This window comes from Spirosoma arboris (assembly GCF_009754945.1).
GTDB lineage: Bacteria > Bacteroidota > Bacteroidia > Cytophagales > Spirosomataceae > Spirosoma > Spirosoma arboris.
This window is the reverse complement of sequence record NZ_WPIN01000002.1, coordinates 535,871-552,583: the sequence shown is the minus strand read 5'-3', so window position 1 is coordinate 552,583 and position 16,713 is coordinate 535,871. Positions and strand designations below refer to the sequence as shown.

The 16,713-nt window shown below is 45.9% G+C and carries 15 protein-coding genes and 1 tRNA gene; 10 read left to right on the top strand and 6 right to left on the bottom strand.

The features are described from left to right. Positions 1 to 82 precede the first annotated feature (82 nt). The 3 genes from GO755_RS06265 to GO755_RS06255 all read left to right on the top strand — a co-directional run bounded on the left by GO755_RS06265 (position 83) and on the right by GO755_RS06255 (position 4,650). Entirely contained in the window at positions 83 to 2,827 is a 2,745-nt protein-coding gene (locus GO755_RS06265; RefSeq protein WP_157583867.1) for a glycoside hydrolase family 78 protein, read from the top strand. A 127-nt stretch (positions 2,828 to 2,954) separates the two neighbouring features. Beyond that, a complete protein-coding gene (locus GO755_RS06260) occupies positions 2,955 to 3,899 on the top strand; it encodes a cation diffusion facilitator family transporter (protein WP_157583866.1) in 945 nt (314 codons plus the stop codon). 217 nt (positions 3,900 to 4,116) lie between these two features. Continuing rightward, positions 4,117 to 4,650, top strand: a complete 534-nt coding sequence (locus GO755_RS06255) for a hypothetical protein (protein ID WP_157583865.1) — start codon at positions 4,117 to 4,119, stop codon at positions 4,648 to 4,650. 111 nt (positions 4,651 to 4,761) lie between these two features. Here the strand turns inward: GO755_RS06255 and GO755_RS06250 are convergent, their stop codons facing one another. Continuing rightward, complete coding sequence (locus GO755_RS06250; protein WP_157583864.1) at positions 4,762 to 5,361, bottom strand: YbhB/YbcL family Raf kinase inhibitor-like protein; 600 nt, start codon at positions 5,359 to 5,361, stop codon at positions 4,762 to 4,764. 63 nt (positions 5,362 to 5,424) lie between these two features. Beyond that, positions 5,425 to 6,249 carry an SGNH/GDSL hydrolase family protein gene (locus GO755_RS06245; protein WP_157583863.1) on the bottom strand — a complete coding sequence of 275 codons (825 nt, stop codon included), beginning with the start codon at positions 6,247 to 6,249 and terminating at the stop codon, positions 5,425 to 5,427. A gap of 191 nt (positions 6,250 to 6,440) precedes the next feature. Here GO755_RS06245 and GO755_RS06240 point away from each other — a divergent pair, with 191 nt between their 5' ends. Further along, positions 6,441 to 7,121 (top strand): GNAT family N-acetyltransferase, encoded by a 681-nt coding sequence (locus GO755_RS06240; protein ID WP_157583862.1) that lies wholly within the window; start codon positions 6,441 to 6,443, stop codon positions 7,119 to 7,121. A 208-nt stretch (positions 7,122 to 7,329) separates the two neighbouring features. Here GO755_RS06240 and GO755_RS06235 read toward each other — a convergent pair. Beyond that, positions 7,330 to 7,400: transfer RNA gene (locus GO755_RS06235), tRNA-Gln, on the bottom strand. A 127-nt stretch (positions 7,401 to 7,527) separates the two neighbouring features. After that, positions 7,528 to 8,403, bottom strand: coding sequence for an ACP S-malonyltransferase (gene fabD / locus GO755_RS06230; RefSeq protein WP_157583861.1), 876 nt, complete (start codon positions 8,401 to 8,403; stop codon positions 7,528 to 7,530). A 546-nt stretch (positions 8,404 to 8,949) separates the two neighbouring features. Here fabD and GO755_RS06225 point away from each other — a divergent pair. The 5 genes from GO755_RS06225 (at position 8,950) to GO755_RS06205 (ending at position 13,687) form a co-directional block, all read left to right on the top strand. After that, positions 8,950 to 9,645: a succinate dehydrogenase cytochrome b subunit gene (locus GO755_RS06225; RefSeq protein WP_157583860.1), complete on the top strand. Its 696-nt coding sequence runs from the start codon at positions 8,950 to 8,952 to the stop codon at positions 9,643 to 9,645. Between the two features lie 114 nt (positions 9,646 to 9,759). Beyond that, a complete protein-coding gene (locus GO755_RS06220) occupies positions 9,760 to 11,697 on the top strand; it encodes a fumarate reductase/succinate dehydrogenase flavoprotein subunit (protein ID WP_157583859.1) in 1,938 nt (645 codons plus the stop codon). 72 nt (positions 11,698 to 11,769) lie between these two features. After that, positions 11,770 to 12,528, top strand: a complete 759-nt coding sequence (locus GO755_RS06215) for a succinate dehydrogenase/fumarate reductase iron-sulfur subunit (protein WP_157583858.1) — start codon at positions 11,770 to 11,772, stop codon at positions 12,526 to 12,528. A 146-nt stretch (positions 12,529 to 12,674) separates the two neighbouring features. Then, positions 12,675 to 13,163, top strand: a complete 489-nt coding sequence (locus GO755_RS06210; protein WP_157583857.1) for a GtrA family protein — start codon at positions 12,675 to 12,677, stop codon at positions 13,161 to 13,163. A 104-nt stretch (positions 13,164 to 13,267) separates the two neighbouring features. Next, entirely contained in the window at positions 13,268 to 13,687 is a 420-nt protein-coding gene (locus GO755_RS06205) for a peptidylprolyl isomerase (RefSeq protein WP_157583856.1), read from the top strand. 70 nt (positions 13,688 to 13,757) lie between these two features. Here the strand turns inward: GO755_RS06205 and prfA are convergent, their stop codons facing one another. Beyond that, positions 13,758 to 14,831: a peptide chain release factor 1 gene (prfA, locus tag GO755_RS06200; RefSeq protein WP_157583855.1), complete on the bottom strand. Its 1,074-nt coding sequence runs from the start codon at positions 14,829 to 14,831 to the stop codon at positions 13,758 to 13,760. 206 nt (positions 14,832 to 15,037) lie between these two features. Here prfA and GO755_RS06195 point away from each other — a divergent pair, with 206 nt between their 5' ends. Then, the gene (locus GO755_RS06195; protein ID WP_198174766.1) at positions 15,038 to 15,628 is read left to right on the top strand and encodes a hypothetical protein; all 591 of its coding nucleotides are present in this window, start codon (positions 15,038 to 15,040) and stop codon (positions 15,626 to 15,628) included. On the opposite strand, the gene mnmH is transcribed toward GO755_RS06195, so the two are convergent. After that, complete coding sequence (gene mnmH / locus GO755_RS06190; RefSeq protein WP_157583853.1) at positions 15,609 to 16,679, bottom strand: tRNA 2-selenouridine(34) synthase MnmH; 1,071 nt, start codon at positions 16,677 to 16,679, stop codon at positions 15,609 to 15,611. The genes GO755_RS06195 and mnmH overlap by 20 nt on opposite strands. Positions 16,680 to 16,713: the final 34 nt, after the last annotated feature.

Below are 16,713 nucleotides of genomic sequence, written 5' to 3'. Positions count from 1 at the left end.
GTATAGGGAAGCCTCTGTATAAGTGAGTTTTATATTTGAAAAATTATAGATTACATTTTGAATCCCTCTCTTATAAGTCTACATGAAAAAATGCCTTTCCCTTTTTGCGTTACTTCAATTGATTAGTACGTGGTCACTTGCCCAATCGAGCGTTCAACAGCTGCTGACCGAAAACCGAGTCAATCCTATTGGGTTAGATGTAACTATACCTCGATTGAGTTGGCAATTGATTGCTACAAAACAAAATGTTCGGCAAACAGCTTACGAAGTTCGGGTTAATACTGATGCTGCCTCGATAGCAAAAGGAGCTGTTTGGCAGTCTGGGCGAGTAGCCTCAGATCAGTCAGTGCATGTGCTCTATGCAGGGACTGCGCTAAAGCCGGGACAGCGGTATTTCTGGCAGGTTCGTATCTGGGACAATACCGCGACTAAGCCATCAGCCTGGAGCCCAGTGGCGTATTGGCAAACGGGTTTGCTGACAGCAGGAAATTGGAAAGCCAAATGGATAGAGCCAGGCTATGTGGAAGATACCGTGAATCGGCCAAGCCCACTAATGCGAAAAGTGTTCGCCACGCCGAAGAAAGTACGTTCTGCCACTTTATCCATCACGGCGCATGGCCTCTACGAAGCGCAGATAAATGGAAAACGTGTCGGTGATGCCTATCTGACACCCGGCTGGACAAGCTACAACAACCATCTTCAATATCAGACTTATGATGTTACGAACCTGATAAACCAGGGGCAGAATGCGATTGGTGTTTCGTTGGCCAGTGGCTGGTACCGGGGGCGCTTGGTCTGGGAAAATCAAAGGAATATGTATGGCAAAAATCTGGCGTTAGTAGGGCAACTGGCCATTACGTATACCGACGGAAGTTCGGAAACGGTTATTACCGACGAGAGCTGGAAATCATCGACAGGCCCCGTTCGTTTTGCCGAAATTTACGATGGTGAAATCTATGATTCCCGACTTGAAAAAGCAGGCTGGACAACCGCAGGCTATGCTGATTCCGACTGGTCGGGCGTAATGACGAAGCCGTTTGGGTATACGAATCTGGTAGCCAACTACAACGAACTGGTTGGGCAGCACGAAACCCGCAAACCAGTAAAAGTGATAACGACGCCCAAAGGCGAGACCGTGCTGGATTTCGGGCAAAATCTGGTGGGCTGGGTAAAGTTCAAGGTGACCGGAAAAGCTGGGGATAAAATCGTGCTTTCGCATGTGGAAATGCTCGACAAGTTCGGTAATCCCTACTTCGAAAACCTCCGTACGGCGAAGGCGCTGGCAACTTATCTGCTCAAAGGAGGGACCGAAACTCTCGAGCCTCATTTCACCTTTTTCGGCTTTCGCTACGTGCAAATCAATGGGTTAACTGGCCCAATTAATCCGGCTGATTTTACTGCGATAACTCTGTATTCCGACATTCCAAAAACCGGCGAGTTCACGACCTCAAACGCTCTTGTCAACCAATTACAGAGCAATATTCAATGGGGTCAGCGGGGTAACTTTCTTGACGTTCCCACCGACTGCCCGCAACGCGACGAACGATTGGGATGGACTGGTGATGCTGAAGTATTCTCCAGAACGGCGGCTTTCAACTTCGGCGTCAACAATTTCTTCGCCAAGTGGCTTAAAGACGTTACCGCCGATCAGTTTTCGAACGGAGCCGTTCCGTTTATTATTCCGGATGTGCTTAATAAACGTCCGGTTAAAGATGAACCAGCAGGCGCAGCAGGCTGGTCGGATGCGAGCATAATCATTCCCTGGAATATGTATCTGGCTTACGGCGATCGGCGTATTGTAGAGCAGCAATATGCCACTATGAAAGCATATGAAGGCTATATGGAACGTGTGGCGAAAAATGATCTCTGGAGTGAAGGCTTCCAGTTTGGCGACTGGCTTTCTTATGTAACCACTGAAGGGAGCCCGGCTTTTGAAGCTAAATCGGCCTTCACCGATAATCATTTGGTAGCTCAATGCTTCTATGCGTATAGTACCGATCTGATGCGGAAGGCGGCTATGTTATTAGGCAAAACAGAGGATGTTACCCATTACGCGGCACTTTTAGAACGTATTAAAAAAGCGTTTCAGAATGCCTATATGACCCCGAGTGGTCGACTGATTTCGGATACACAAACAGCTTATGTACTGGCGTTGCAGTTCGACATGATTCCCGAAAATCTACGCCCACAAGCAGTAGATCGACTGGTTGACAATGTCAAAAAATATAACAACCACTTAACCACAGGCTTTCTGGGCACGCCTTTCTTATGCCATGTATTGACTCGTTTTGGCCGGACCGATGTGGCTTACAAATTGCTGTTGCAGGAAACGTATCCGTCTTGGTTATATCCGGTGAAAATGGGAGCTACGACGATCTGGGAACGTTGGGATTCAATGAAGCCCGACAGTACTTTCCAGAGCCCGTCCATGACTTCCTTCAACCACTATGCATACGGAGCCGTTGGCGACTGGATGTACCGAACCATTACCGGCATTGACACCGACGAAACCGATCCTGGCTATAAACACACGATCATTAAGCCACAACCCGGCGGTGGTTTAACATCGGCGAGTGCCAGTTTGCAAACGTATTATGGCACCGTTCGGTCGAGCTGGAAAAAGGAAGCAGATAAGTTGTCGTTTACAGTAGAAATTCCAGCCAATACAACGGCTACGATTTACGTTCCAGCCAAAAATGCGGAAGCTGTTCTGGAGAGTGGTAAATCGTTATCAGCGGCAGGATTGACAGCAGCTGGTTCCGGACCGGGATACGTAGTGCTAAAAATCGGATCGGGCGTGTATAATTTCACAAGTTCGGGCTTGTAGGGAGTTAGTTTGCTTTTCCGTGATGTCGGTTATAAGTAACCGCCATCACGGAAACACTAGTACCACTATTCGTAAAAAGAAGTAGTTTAAGGTTTGAACAACTGAAATCAGGTTCAGTTTCAACACTATGGCTTCTTCTAAAACACCACTCTACACGGCTTTGGCCGCTAACTTAGGTATTGCCGCTACTAAGTTTATTGCAGCCAGTATTACAGGAAGTTCGGCGATGATTTCGGAAGGTATTCACTCCCTGGTCGACACCCTAAATGAGTTACTGCTGCTGTTAGGGATTAGTCGAAGTCAGCGCCCACCCGATCAAAAGCGCCCCTTTGGGTATGGACGGGAGCAATACTTTTGGGCTTATGTAGTAGCTCTTCTCATTTTTGCCGTAGGCGGGGGCGTTTCCTTTTATGAAGGCATGACCCATATGCAGCATCCGGAGTTGATCAAAGACCCTTTCTGGAATTATATCGTATTGGGGGTTGCCTTTACGTTAGATGGCTATTCGTTGATCACAGCCTGGCGTGCTTTCAATGCTACTCGTGGCGATCAATCGCTCTGGGCCGCTATAAAAGATAGTAAAGACTCCGCTACATTCACGGTTTTGTTTGAAGATGCGTCTGATGTATTGGGTCTGATCATCGCTTTCCTGGGTGTGTTTCTTGGTCATACCTTCAATAATCCCTATTTAGATGGGTTGGCGTCGATTCTCATTGGTTTGCTGTTAGTCGGCGTAGCCGTCGTTCTGGCACGTGAAAGCAAAAGTTTACTTCTGGGCGAAGGGGTTTCTCCACAACTGTCTGCTCAGCTAGTCGCGTTGACCGAAGCCGACCCGGCAGTGCTAAAAACGGTTCAAATTGCAACAATCTATCTCGGGCCAGAGGAAATTACCTTAGTACAGAGTGTAAATTTTCATGCTGAGCTAACGACTGACGCAATCAATCAGGCGATTGTACGCATCCATGCATCAATTCAAAAGGCTTTCCCAGAAATAAAACATCCGTTTATTCAGCCGGTAGCCATGCCTGAAAATAGCAATATGGTACTTCCCCGAACAGGGGTAAGTCATTAGGACGTTGATTATGAGCTAGTGAAATTAGAAGCCATGTACATGCTTCGCCACTTGTGTACTTGTGCCCACCGCTCTTAAAGCCAAAGCCGCTTCCTGTATAGTTGCCTCAATGAGGGCCTTCGGGTTGTTGTAGGTTTGATTCATCAAAGGAAAACAAGGCCCCATAAATCATCGGCTTTGCCTTACAATCACTCACAAAACAACCAATTATTCAGTCATGAAAACTACATACGTAATCGCCCTGTTTGCCATCATTTCTACGCTTAGCGCATGCAGTAAAAAATCGGATGATGTGATGCCAGCGCAGACCACTACAACACCGACTACGCCAACCACTACCACTACACCAACTACCCCCACGCAGTCGACCACTCAGGTCGCAGCAGGTTTTCAGGTCAAGGTAGATGGCTATGTCTATACGCCTGACTTGAATTATGCCCTGACTAGCTCGCCAGCTGATGATACCTACTACGGTATTTATGGCCTCGACAGCAAAACCGGAAACCTGGTCGCCCTTTTGTTACCTAAAACAGTCGGCGAAGGCACCTTTCCTATTAATACGGTCAATCTTGGTATTATGACGGTTAATCAATATGATTTCTCGACCCGCAATGGTGGCACAGGAACCGTCACGATTACGAAGAAGACGGCTACCAATGTGATCGGTACATTTAGTTTTACGACTTATGATGCATCCGGTACGATCAAAAGTACATTGACGGAGGGCAGCTTTAATGTCGCTTTTAAGTAACCAGGAAAAATAACCACAAAGGGACGGGGAGCGTATAGTCTTTAAAGAGGAGATTTATCCCCTTATTGCTCTACACTCTCCGTCCCTTTGTGGTTGCTAAATAGTAGTTATTTACTGGGGACGTTTGAATAAACCTACGTAAGCCGCCTTGCCCAGCACATGATTCTGAATGGCCTTCATGACATTCAACCGAGTTTCTGAACCCTCTGCGCTTGGCTTCACATCGAGTTTAGTATCCAGGGCATATAATTCAAATACGTAATGATGCAACGGACCCGAAGCCGCAGCACCTGGGCCGCGGTAAGATGGTGTAAATACATTCATCTGATAACTCCCATCGGGTAATTGTGCCCCAACAGGAATGCCTTCTGGCAATCCAGTGAGGTTGGCCGGAATGTTCCAGACCAGCCAATGGAGGTTATCATCAATGCTTTTGTTCCGACTCACATCAACATCATGCATATGCAGAATAAAGCTCTGCGTGCCCGCCGGAACGTTGGTCCAACTTAATTCGGGTGAAGTTCCTCCACCAGGTGCAGCACCCGGAGCCGCCTGTGTAAACTTGATTGGGATAATTCCACCATCCGGGAACGCTGTACTGGTCAATCGCATGGGCGGAGCAGCTGGCGCTGTTGTCGAAGTAGGCTGCTGGGCGAACGTTGCTGAAATCGTACTGATCAGCAAGGTGAAAATGAGCGTAAGTCGGTTCATTGTTGTGTCTTTGCTTAGTTTGGTCATAACCGTATGCGGGAGCGATTACCTGACAGATTATAGTCAGTATTTTTTAATGATCTTAACTAACGGACGGCTAATGAGTTCGTACCCTTTATCAGAAGGATGTAGCCCGTCATAAGTTTTGTCAATGGCCCCAACAGGGTAGGGGTACTCATCTGTTTCGGGGTTGAAGGGAATATCAATAAACTTCGGATACCCATAATTGGTATAAACACCACTTTTTGGATCTTTCAGTCGTTTATATTTAACCAATTTCTTCGCCTGTAAGCCATTCAGGTGATAAAGATCGACCACGGCAAAATGTTCGGCATGACCAATTGAATCGATGGCATTGGCAAAGGCTTCCAGATACTGCCCATTTTTTGGCTTATATGATCCGTACGCGTTATTTTTGAAATTAGCCAAATAGACAAAGTCTACCCGCTGCATGGGTGTGATTAAAATGATGGGTGCCTGAGGATTCAGGCTTCGAAGCTTGTCGACAATAATCCGGAAAGAGCCGTATACTGTGTTGTTGCCCGTGTTACGTTGATAATCGTCCAAACGACCTAAAGGCCGGCCTGACCACCAATCGTTGGTACCCAAAAAGACCGAATATATATCGGCTTTAACGAGTCCTAGCGTTTCAATTGACTTTGCAATGCCACCCGAAGTCCAGCCATTATGGCCTTGGTTGATGTATTTAACATAAGGTAGTTCTTCGGTTACCCGAGTCATATATCCTTTGGTAATCCGATTTCCGGTTTCATCCAGATGTTCATTTAAATACGTAATTGAATCGCCAATAGCCACCCATGTAATCGCTTCGTGTTTAATCGAACTGGTCAAACCAATCAGGGCTAAGAGCAGAACCAGATTTTTCATAATACTTTATTCCTTTGTAGTTCCTGAAAAGGTTAATGAATGATCTATTTACTGATGATTTCTACAGTTCTGTGAACACACATTTCTGGCTTTTTTGCCAAGATAGGCAGTTTTTGGCCATGTAGAACCGTATTTTATGGGGATGCGTTTACAGCTACACGAGCCTGATCGTCGATCCCTATTACTACCTAATGAAACATATTCTGGATAATCCCGCCTGGAACGCCTTGAGCTCCGGTAATCGCCATTTGTCTTTGGGGACTGAAACCGCAAAATACTTTGTCGCGGAAGTTTCCCCCTTTGCGGCTATTCTGGAAAATACCCTGGCCAATTTTGACCAGCTTCATCAAGTCATCTCCTCTGAAAATCCGATTCTCTTAATTTCTGATGAGATAATAACGATTCCTGAATTCTGGAAAACTCTCAATCGGATAGATGGTTTTCAGATGGTATATGATAAATCCACCGAGCCCACTCTGCCATCTCATTCTATTGTGCCGCTAACTGAGCAACACGTACCTCAAATGCTGGCGTTGACTAAATTGACTAACCCTGGACCGTTTTCTCGGAGAACAATTGAATTTGGCCATTATGAAGGGATTTTTGATGGTGACGAGCTTGTAGCAATGACCGGCCAGCGATTGCACGCGTTTGAATTTGCCGAAATCAGTGCCGTTTGTACGCACCCTGATTACCTGGGTAAAGGCTATGCCCGGCAGTTGATCTTAAATCAAATCTATCGAATTCAGGCTGCATTAGGCACACCTTATCTGCATGTGCGTTCCGATAATACGCGTGCTATTGGCGTTTATGAAGCAATGGGATTTGAAAGCAGAAAAGAAATTTACTTCTATGTTTTGCTGAAGAATTAGCTGGTAGTCTGGGCTCCTAAAGGATTCACTATTTACAATCAGAAACAGAATGGGATGATCAAATTTGGTCGTCCCATTCTGTTTACCAAAGCGTTGAGATTTTTTCTCTGCTTTCTAATTGGAGTAAGTGGGCTTTGTTCTTAAGCCAACCCGCAAAACAAAAAACGCTTAATCGACTGATAAATAGTCAATTAAGCGTTTTTTGTAGTAGCCCGAGAAGGATTCGAACCTCCACAAACAGAACCAAAATCTGTCGTACTACCCTTATACTATCGGGCTGCTTTTGCAATTGCGAGTGCAAAGATAACCGATGAAGGGAATTAAAAACAAATACTAGCTCAAAAAAAGTGGCTTTTTTAGTCGAATAAATAAGTTACTTCCTGATTTACAGCTACCTATTATTTTGTCAAATACCGGCGACTGGCGTCGTAGGGCTAATCTTTTTGATTAATCCCTGAAGTACTTTGCCTGGTCCACACTCAAAAAAATTGGTCGCTCCGTCGGCTACCATACGTTCAACAGATTGTGTCCACCGAACGGGCGACGTGAGTTGGGCGATTAGATTGGCTTTAATTTCCTGAGGGTCGGTAGTGGGTTGAGCGTTTACATTCTGGTAAACCGGACAACGAGGAATATTAAAGGTCATTGTCTGAACGGCCTCGGCAAATTCAGCTCGGGCGGGTTCCATAAATGGGGAATGAAACGCACCACTTACCGCCAACTGAACGACTCGTTTGGCTCCGGCGGCTTTCAGGCGTTCTTCAGCTAGTTGAATCCCCGTAACGCTCCCGGAAATAACCACCTGACCAGGACAGTTGTAGTTGGCTGGAACTACAATCTCCTCCGTGATACCAGCGCATACTTCTTCAATGGCGGTATCGGCCAAACCAAGCACGGCTGCCATAGTCGATGGTGCCAGTTCGCAGGCCCGCTGCATAGCCGTTGCCCGAATAGATGCCAACCGAAGTCCATCTTCGAAAGACAATACACCAGCTGCTGTGAGCGCTGATAATTCGCCAAGCGAGTGACCTGCCACCATGTCTGGAGCAAACGAATCGGTGGTGAGGGCCAATACTACACCGTGTAGAAAAACGGCGGGTTGCGTATAAATGGTTTGCTTAAGATCTTCGTCAGTGCCTTCAAACATAATCGAGGTCAGATTATAGTCTAGCACCTCATTAGCTTGATCGAAAAGTTGGCGGGCGGCTTCGGAGTTCTGATAAAGGTCTTGGCCCATGCCTCGGAACTGCGAACCCTGACCCGGAAATACGTATGCGTTCATAGTGAATTCGATTGACAGGTTAAATGGTCAAAGGGCGCGAAAATAGTGGGATAATTATCGTTCTTCAAACGGGAAATCGTAAGCTAGTCCCTAAGGTTTTCGTTATCAGTTATTTAGATTGATCTCCTGTTGGTTAACAGACAAATTGAAAATGCTCATGAGCGGGTGTCTTACAGAAAAATAGACAAGTAAACAATTGACTACTACATGCTGTTTGGACACCAGTTCAACCGCAACAAGCAGCAGATTATTATGATTTGTCAGGCCGGTTATGGTCTCATCGACTAGCTAGGACGTGAGGATTTAGGGCTTGTCTAGAGTCGTATTTATAGGATCAAGACAAAGTTTTTTTTGAAAAATCATACTGGCCCTAAAAATCAGCAGGCCAGTATAATAATATAATTTATACCGACTGTAAATAAGTTATAAAACGGTGGATAATACCACTTAATGTTGTTTCCATGACGATTGTGCTTTAGCTTTGATGCGCCGTTTAAACCGGCTTTTTTTCAATCGTTTACACTAAATTTTCGTGTCGTTCACCGTATGGCTTGGGTAACACAAACTCTGTCCAGCTCCCTCGGCCGCAAGGTCATAATGTCGCTGACGGGACTGTTTTTATGTTCTTTTCTGATTGTACACATGGTTGGAAATCTCCAACTATTTAAAGGTGATGGCGGGCGAGCCTTCAATGAGTATACGTACTTTATGACCCATAATCCGCTCATTAAGACGGTTTCGTATCTGCTCTACACATCCATTCTAGTACACGCGTTGATGGCCTTTATACTCACGCGTCACAATCAGGCATCTCGCCCGATTAAGTATGCCTATAGTAAACCGGAAGCAAACAGCGACTGGTCGTCTCGCAATATGGGCATTCTGGGTACGATCCTGCTGTTGTTCATCATTATTCACATGCGCACGTTCTGGTACGAAATGCACTTTGGTGCAGTGCCCGTTGCCGAATATGATGGTAAAGAATACAAAGATCTGTATACTGTTGTACACGCAGCTTTTGGCGAACTATGGTACTCGGCTTTATACGTTCTATGCATGATCGTTCTGGGTTATCACCTGGCGCATGGTTTCCAGAGCGGTTTCCAGACATTGGGTATCCGGCACAAGAAATACACACCTGCCATTGAGCTTGTGGGTAAATATTTCTTTGCTATCATTATTCCGGTAGCCTTTGCGGCCATGCCGATTTACGTTTATTTACAGGTTCATCACATTATTTAAAGAGTGAAAGAATGAAAGAGTGAAAGAGCGAAAAACAGGCGCAATTCACTTAGTACCAGCGACCTGATTTCGCTCTTTCACTCTTTCATTCTTTCACTCTTTCGTTCTTTAGATATGAAACTGGAATCTAAAATCCCTGCAGGTCCTTTAGCCGAAAAATGGGCACGGCATAAATTTGCGTTGAAACTGGTCAACCCGGCTAACAAGCGTAAATACGAAATCATTGTAGTTGGTACTGGCCTGGCAGGTGCTTCGGCGGCTGCGTCTTTAGCCGAATTAGGCTATAACGTGAAGGCATTTTGCTTTCAGGACAGTCCGCGTCGGGCGCACTCGATTGCCGCTCAGGGTGGTATCAACGCTGCTAAAAACTACCAAAACGACGGCGACAGTGTATTCCGTTTGTTTTATGATACTATCAAAGGTGGTGACTATCGCGCTCGTGAAGGCAACGTTCATCGGTTAGCCGAGGTTAGTGTAAATATCATTGACCAATGCGTAGCGCAGGGTGTTCCTTTTGCCCGTGAGTACGGTGGTACGCTGGCTAACCGGTCATTTGGCGGCTCGCAGGTATCGCGTACGTTCTATGCTCGTGGTCAGACAGGTCAACAGCTTTTATTAGGTGCTTACTCGGCGTTGAGTCGTCAGGTATCTACCGGGAAAGTAAAATTATACCCACGCACCGAAATGCTCGACCTTGTGGTAGAGGGCGGCAAAGCGCGGGGTATTGTTGTTCGAAACCTAATTACGGGTAAAATAGAATCTCATTCCGGACATGCTGTGTTGCTTTGCACAGGTGGCTACGGTAACGTATTCTACCTCTCGACCAATGCGATGGGTTGTAACGTAACGGCAGCCTGGAAAGCACACAAAAAAGGGGCTTTTTTTGGTAATCCCTGCTTCACTCAGATTCACCCAACCTGTATTCCAGTATCAGGCCATTATCAATCGAAACTGACGTTGATGTCGGAGTCGTTGCGGAACGATGGTCGGGTTTGGGCGCCGAAATCGAAGGAAGATGCGCAGAAAATACAGAAAGGTCAGTTGAAACCAACCGATCTGCCCGACGAGGCACGCGATTACTTCCTCGAACGCCGATATCCATCGTTTGGAAACCTGGTGCCTCGTGACGTAGCTTCTCGGAACGCTAAAAATATGTGCGACGAAGGTCGGGGTGTTAGTAAAACCGGTCTGGCTGTGTATCTCGATTTTGCCGATGCGATCAAACGTGACGGTCAGAAAACGATTGAGGCTAAATATGGTAACCTCTTCGAGATGTACGAAAAAATCACTGGCGAAAATCCGTACGAAACGCCAATGATGATCTACCCGGCGGTTCACTACACGATGGGTGGTTTGTGGGTTGATTACAACCTGATGACCACGATTCCTGGTTTGTATGCACTCGGCGAAGCGAACTTCTCTGATCACGGCGCTAACCGACTCGGCGCATCGGCCCTGATGCAAGGTCTGGCCGACGGTTATTTCGTGATTCCATACACGGTTGGTGATTATCTGGCAACTATCGGCCCTGCTGATAAAATCCCTGTTGATTCCCCTGCCTTCAAGGAAGCTGAGAAGAAAGTTCAGGATCAGATTACCCAACTGTTGTCGATTAAAGGTGAACGGCCTGTTGATGATCTGCACAAAGAATTAGGCCACATCATGTGGGAGTACTGTGGCATGTCACGTACTGCTGAAGGGCTAGCCATCGCTAAACAGAAGATTCAGGCACTGAAAAAAGAGTTCTGGAGCAATGTGAAAATATTGGGTGATGCAGACGAAATGAACCAGGCACTTGAACAGGCAGCTCGCGTAGCTGACTTTATCGAACTTGGTGAGTTGATGGTCGATGATGCCTTGAACCGTAATGAATCGTGTGGTGGTCACTTCCGGGAAGAGTATCAAACCCCAGACGGTGAAGCCTTACGGGATGATGAACATTATGCCTACGTTGCAGCCTGGGAGTATCAGGGTGAAGGTAAACCAGAGTTACTCAACAAAGAAGTACTTGAGTTCGAAAACGTGAAACTGACACAGCGGAGTTATAAATAATTTAGCCGTCAGCCATTAGTCGATAGTTATTCGTGACTGCCGACTGATGACTATCGACTAACGACTACAATTATGAAGATTACACTGAAAGTTTGGAGACAGAAAAATAGCAATACAGCCGGAAATCTGGTCGAATACAAACTAGATAACGTGTCGGAAGACATGTCGTTCTTGGAGATGTTTGACGTATTAAATGACTCGCTGACCCGGAAAGGCGAAGACCCTGTTACCTTCGACCATGACTGCCGGGAAGGTATCTGTGGTACGTGTTCGATGTACATCAACGGCCGGCCGCATGGACCACAAACGGGTGCTACCACCTGCCAGTTGCACATGCGCTCGTTTAACGATGGCGACACCATTGTGGTAGAACCTTGGCGGGCACGGTCGTTCCCGGTTATCAAAGACCTGATGGTTGACCGGGCTGCTTTTGATCGGATTATCCAGTCGGGCGGTTATGTATCGGTTAACACCGGTTCAGCTCGTGACGCCAACGAAATCCTGATTCCTCGCACCATTGCCGACGAAGCGATGGACGCTGCGGCCTGTATTGGTTGCGGAGCCTGCGTGGCAGCTTGTAAAAATGCATCGGCTATGCTGTTCGTATCGGCGAAAGTATCTCAGTTGGCTATTCTGCCACAAGGAAAGTCTGAACACAAGGAGCGTGCTGAACGTATGGTAGCCCAAATGGACGCCGAAGGTTTCGGCGCCTGTTCGTTCACAGGTGCGTGCTCGGTCGAGTGTCCAAAATCGATCTCACTCGATCACATTGCCCGAATGAACCGCGAGTATCTGGGTGCGAAACTTAGCTCGGATAACGTTAACGGATAAATTAGATAAAATTATGTGCGTATAAATCCGGTCGTCTATTGTGATGGCCGGATTTATTTTATAGTAGATTTAGGACCCACTGATTGATGAATGAGTTAGCGATTACAATTAATGGAAATTTAGTTTTGCCCATGTTTAAGTGAATTATGGCAGGTGGACTTTTTAATCGCAGGGATGTCCTTGCCTATTTTGTCGTTGCTGCTATTGGTGCTTCTTTACAGCTTGTAGCAGGAAGTTTGTTTCAGGATTGGTTTCAGTTAAGCTACCAACAGGCATTATTCGCAGGCTACATTATTGCTTTTGTTGTGGGCTTCTTTTTAACAAAACTCTTTGCCTTCAATGCAAAGAATTCAGCTAAAACTCAGCGTGAAGCTATCAAATTCACCCTTGTTTCGATCATCTCCTGTTTGATTACTGTTTATGGCGCTACGTTGCTTTATGACTATTCGATCAATGAGTTTCAGTTGATAACCGTTATCATTCCTTTCTCAGTGAAAGCAGTGAATTTGAATAAACTTGTTGCTCATACGACTGGAATGGGGCTCAGCTTTCTGAGTAACTATGTGTTACATAAGACGTTTACATTCCGTAATACAGGTTTTTATGAAGGCCTAAAAAGACTATTGAATTTATAAGATACTGTAGTTTAATTAATTATGGCGCTGGACCATAAGAATAGGATTTTACTTTTCCAACGGAGTAGGTTCTTTGAGAGTCTTTGTCTAAAACAGCTACATGTATGAAGCTCTATTCCTTTTCTCTCATTCTACTGGTTGTCGTTGCGTCTGTCATTTGTCCATCAATCCTATTTTCCTCTGGACAGCCATTTCCAGAAACCAACAATAAAGTCCACTATGACAAGTTAACGGGTAAGAAAGAAATCAACCTACTCTATCAAAAGTTACGGGCCGGGTATGCATTTGATAAGTTAGCTCAACAGTACTCGCAGGATTACGGCTCCTACACTAGTGGCGGAAATCTGGGCTGGCAAAAGCTGGATCAATTCGTACCTGTTTTTAGCAAGACAGTCGATGGTATTACTAAAGCACAATTTTCGAAGCCCTTCAAAACTGAATTTGGCTATCATATTGTGCAACTCCTGGATAAGAAAGAAGGAGAGGTCTTAGTTAGACACATATTGTTGAAAGTAAACGACTAATGTAAACAGGGTCAGGGCCGAAAATTGATCCAATTTTCGGCCCTGACCCTGTTTACATTAGTGCCTTGCCTTATACAGTCGCTCCTTCCTTCAACCGTTCAGCATTTTCTGCAATACGTAATTGTTCGATGAAGTCACCGATACCACCGTCCATTACGGCGGGGAGGTTATAAACCGTCAGGCCAATGCGGTGATCAGTTACGCGGCTTTGGGGATAGTTATATGTCCGGATTTTGTCGGATCGGTCGCCACTACCAACCATTGTTTTGCGTTGTGAAGCAATGGCATCGTTGTGTTTCTGTAATTCGATTTCGTAAAGCCGCGACCGCAATACAGTCAGCGCTTTATCAAAATTCTTCAACTGTGAGCGCTCGTCCTGACATTGTACGACTAAGCCAGTTGGAATGTGCGTCAAACGTACCGCTGAGTAAGTCGTGTTTACCGACTGGCCACCCGCTCCCGACGAACAAAAGGTATCTTTACGGATGTCGTTCATATTGATCTCCACGTCAACTTCTTCCGCTTCGGGTAGGACGGCCACACTAGCAGCTGAGGTGTGAATACGGCCCTGCGTTTCAGTTGCAGGTACGCGCTGTACGCGGTGTACACCTGACTCGAACTTCAGTTTTCCGTACACATCTTCGCCTTCGATCTCGGTAATTATTTCTTTATAGCCGCCCGATGTTCCTTCGGTATAATCCACCAGCGACATTTTCCAGCCCATTTTCTCACAGAAGCGTTGATACATCCGGAAAATATCGCCCGCAAAAATGGCCGCTTCGTCACCGCCGGTACCACCACGAATTTCAAGAATGACGTTTTTGCTGTCATTCGGATCTTTCGGCATCAACATCTCTTTGAGTGTTTCCTCCAAAGTGTCCCGACGAGGCAGCAGTTCGTCTAATTCTCCCTTAGCCATTTCCCGAAAATCTTCGTCCTTTTCAGTAGCGATGATTTTCTTTGCATTTTCGATCTCTTCGAGCAGTTGGGTATAAGCCTGATACTGCACAACGATCTTTTCTAAATCTTTGTACTCCTTACTGAGCTTCATGAACCGCTTCTGGTCAGAAACGGCTTCGGGTTGCACAATTTGTTGAGCTACTTCGTTGAAGCGTTCACGAATGGCTTCTAACTGGTCAAGCATGAGTTATAACTTTATTTGTCATTCCAGCGGAACAACAAGAGGATGTGACAATTAAGAAATACAAAATTACGAAAATCCCGTGGTTCGGCACTCCGATGGTCCGGCATCCTGGCAATTCTGCTTTGTGGTCCTTGATTGCAACCAAGCTGCCGATCGAATGGTTTTCCTGATAAATGACGAAACGTAATCGCATTAAGTTCCTATTTATGATACGCCCTTTGCTTCTGTCTTTCCTGCTAACCAGCTCACTAATAGCCTGTAACCCAGAGCGGGTTCATTACACTAATGAACTAAAGGCAGAGATGGCCGATTCGAAAATCAAGCGAATCACGAATGCTGATATTATTGAAACGGTAGATGAGCTGGGTGGTAAGATCAGCACCGTAATGGAGAAAGAACTCACCGTTCAACTTCAGAAAACGACTAATCCTGTCGAACGAGCTAAACTTTGTCGATTAAAAAACTTACCTCGCGCAAAAGCGATTGCGGAGCGGTATGATGTGGATATTCGTTTGTTAGGTGAACCTGATATCCAAAATATGACCTTAAATATTAAAGAACGAGATATTTTGGATGCTTACCTCTACAGTGTCAAACAGAAACAATCGCCCATTTCCAATATTCAGAAGATCAACGATACACTTTTAGTTTATAATTCGGTTGTTCCAGGAAATAGCCCAATTTGCAGAGCTTGCTTTGGCAATCAGGAAACGCCTTTTGCAGTCTGGCATCTAGGCTTTCAAAAACGGGAAGTTGTTCGCCGAATGAATTCAAGCGTTAAAAAGAAGAAATCTTGATTGGGTTGCTAGCGCCAGTTGCGCCAGACTCGTCTGCCCACTCAATTAATCGTTGGGCAGTCTGTGCAGGGTTATCCTCCTGAATAACTATTGTATGAACACTGGCTGTATCACGTTGTGAAAGGCCATGTAAGTACGCTTTATCGTAATAGTTTAACGTAACATCAGCGACAGTTGCATAGTCTTGATGCGTCAGGGCCTCAAGCGCATCTTTTGTCACTTTCCCGCCGAGTCGTTTACGGATTCGTTCTGTTGCTTCAACGAGCAATTCGTGATCAATACCAGCATATTCCGCTACCAGACGATTGATGCGTTTTTCTTTGGGCAAATCAATGAACAAGATGGGAGCAGCCCGCATCTGTTGCCAGAGAGCCATCGGAACGAAACAGGAGCCAATACTACGATTCTCGTCCTCAAGCCAGATTCTACGACCAGAATCCAATAGTTGCAATGCCTGGAAAAGCAGGTTCTCGAACTGCTCTGTAGTAGGTTGCGAGCGCTGACCGATGGCACCATATGAAGAACCTTTGTGGTTTACCAGTCCTTCAAGATCAATGATTTGCTCACCCTGACGAGCCAACTCTTTCAGAATATCTGTTTTGCCACTCCCTGTTTTACCCCCCAGAATGATAAGATTTCGGGATTCGGCAAAAGCTGCCAGTACGGCGTTGCGATAGGCTTTGTAGCCGCCCACGAGTGTTGATGCCGTTAGACCAGCGGTATCTAATAGCCAGGCAAATGAGCCACTGCGCATACCCCCTCGCCAGCAATGCACCAATACTTCTTTATTAGCAGGATTAAGTTTTTTCGATTGCTTGACAAAGCCAGCAAGTTTAGGTCCCACTAGGCTAAGTCCCAGTAAAACAGCCGCATCTTTCCCCGCATGCTTGTATTTTGTTCCGACTAGTGCCCGCTCGTCATTGTCGAACAAGGGTATGTTCACTGCGCCGGGAATATGCGCACGGTCATACTCTCCCGGCGACCGAACATCAATGACGGGTAAATTTTGTGCTTTTTCTAGAAAAGCGGCAACGGGCAACTGGTGGACCATAGACCGGGATTTATCAGATTTATAGATTTTCAGG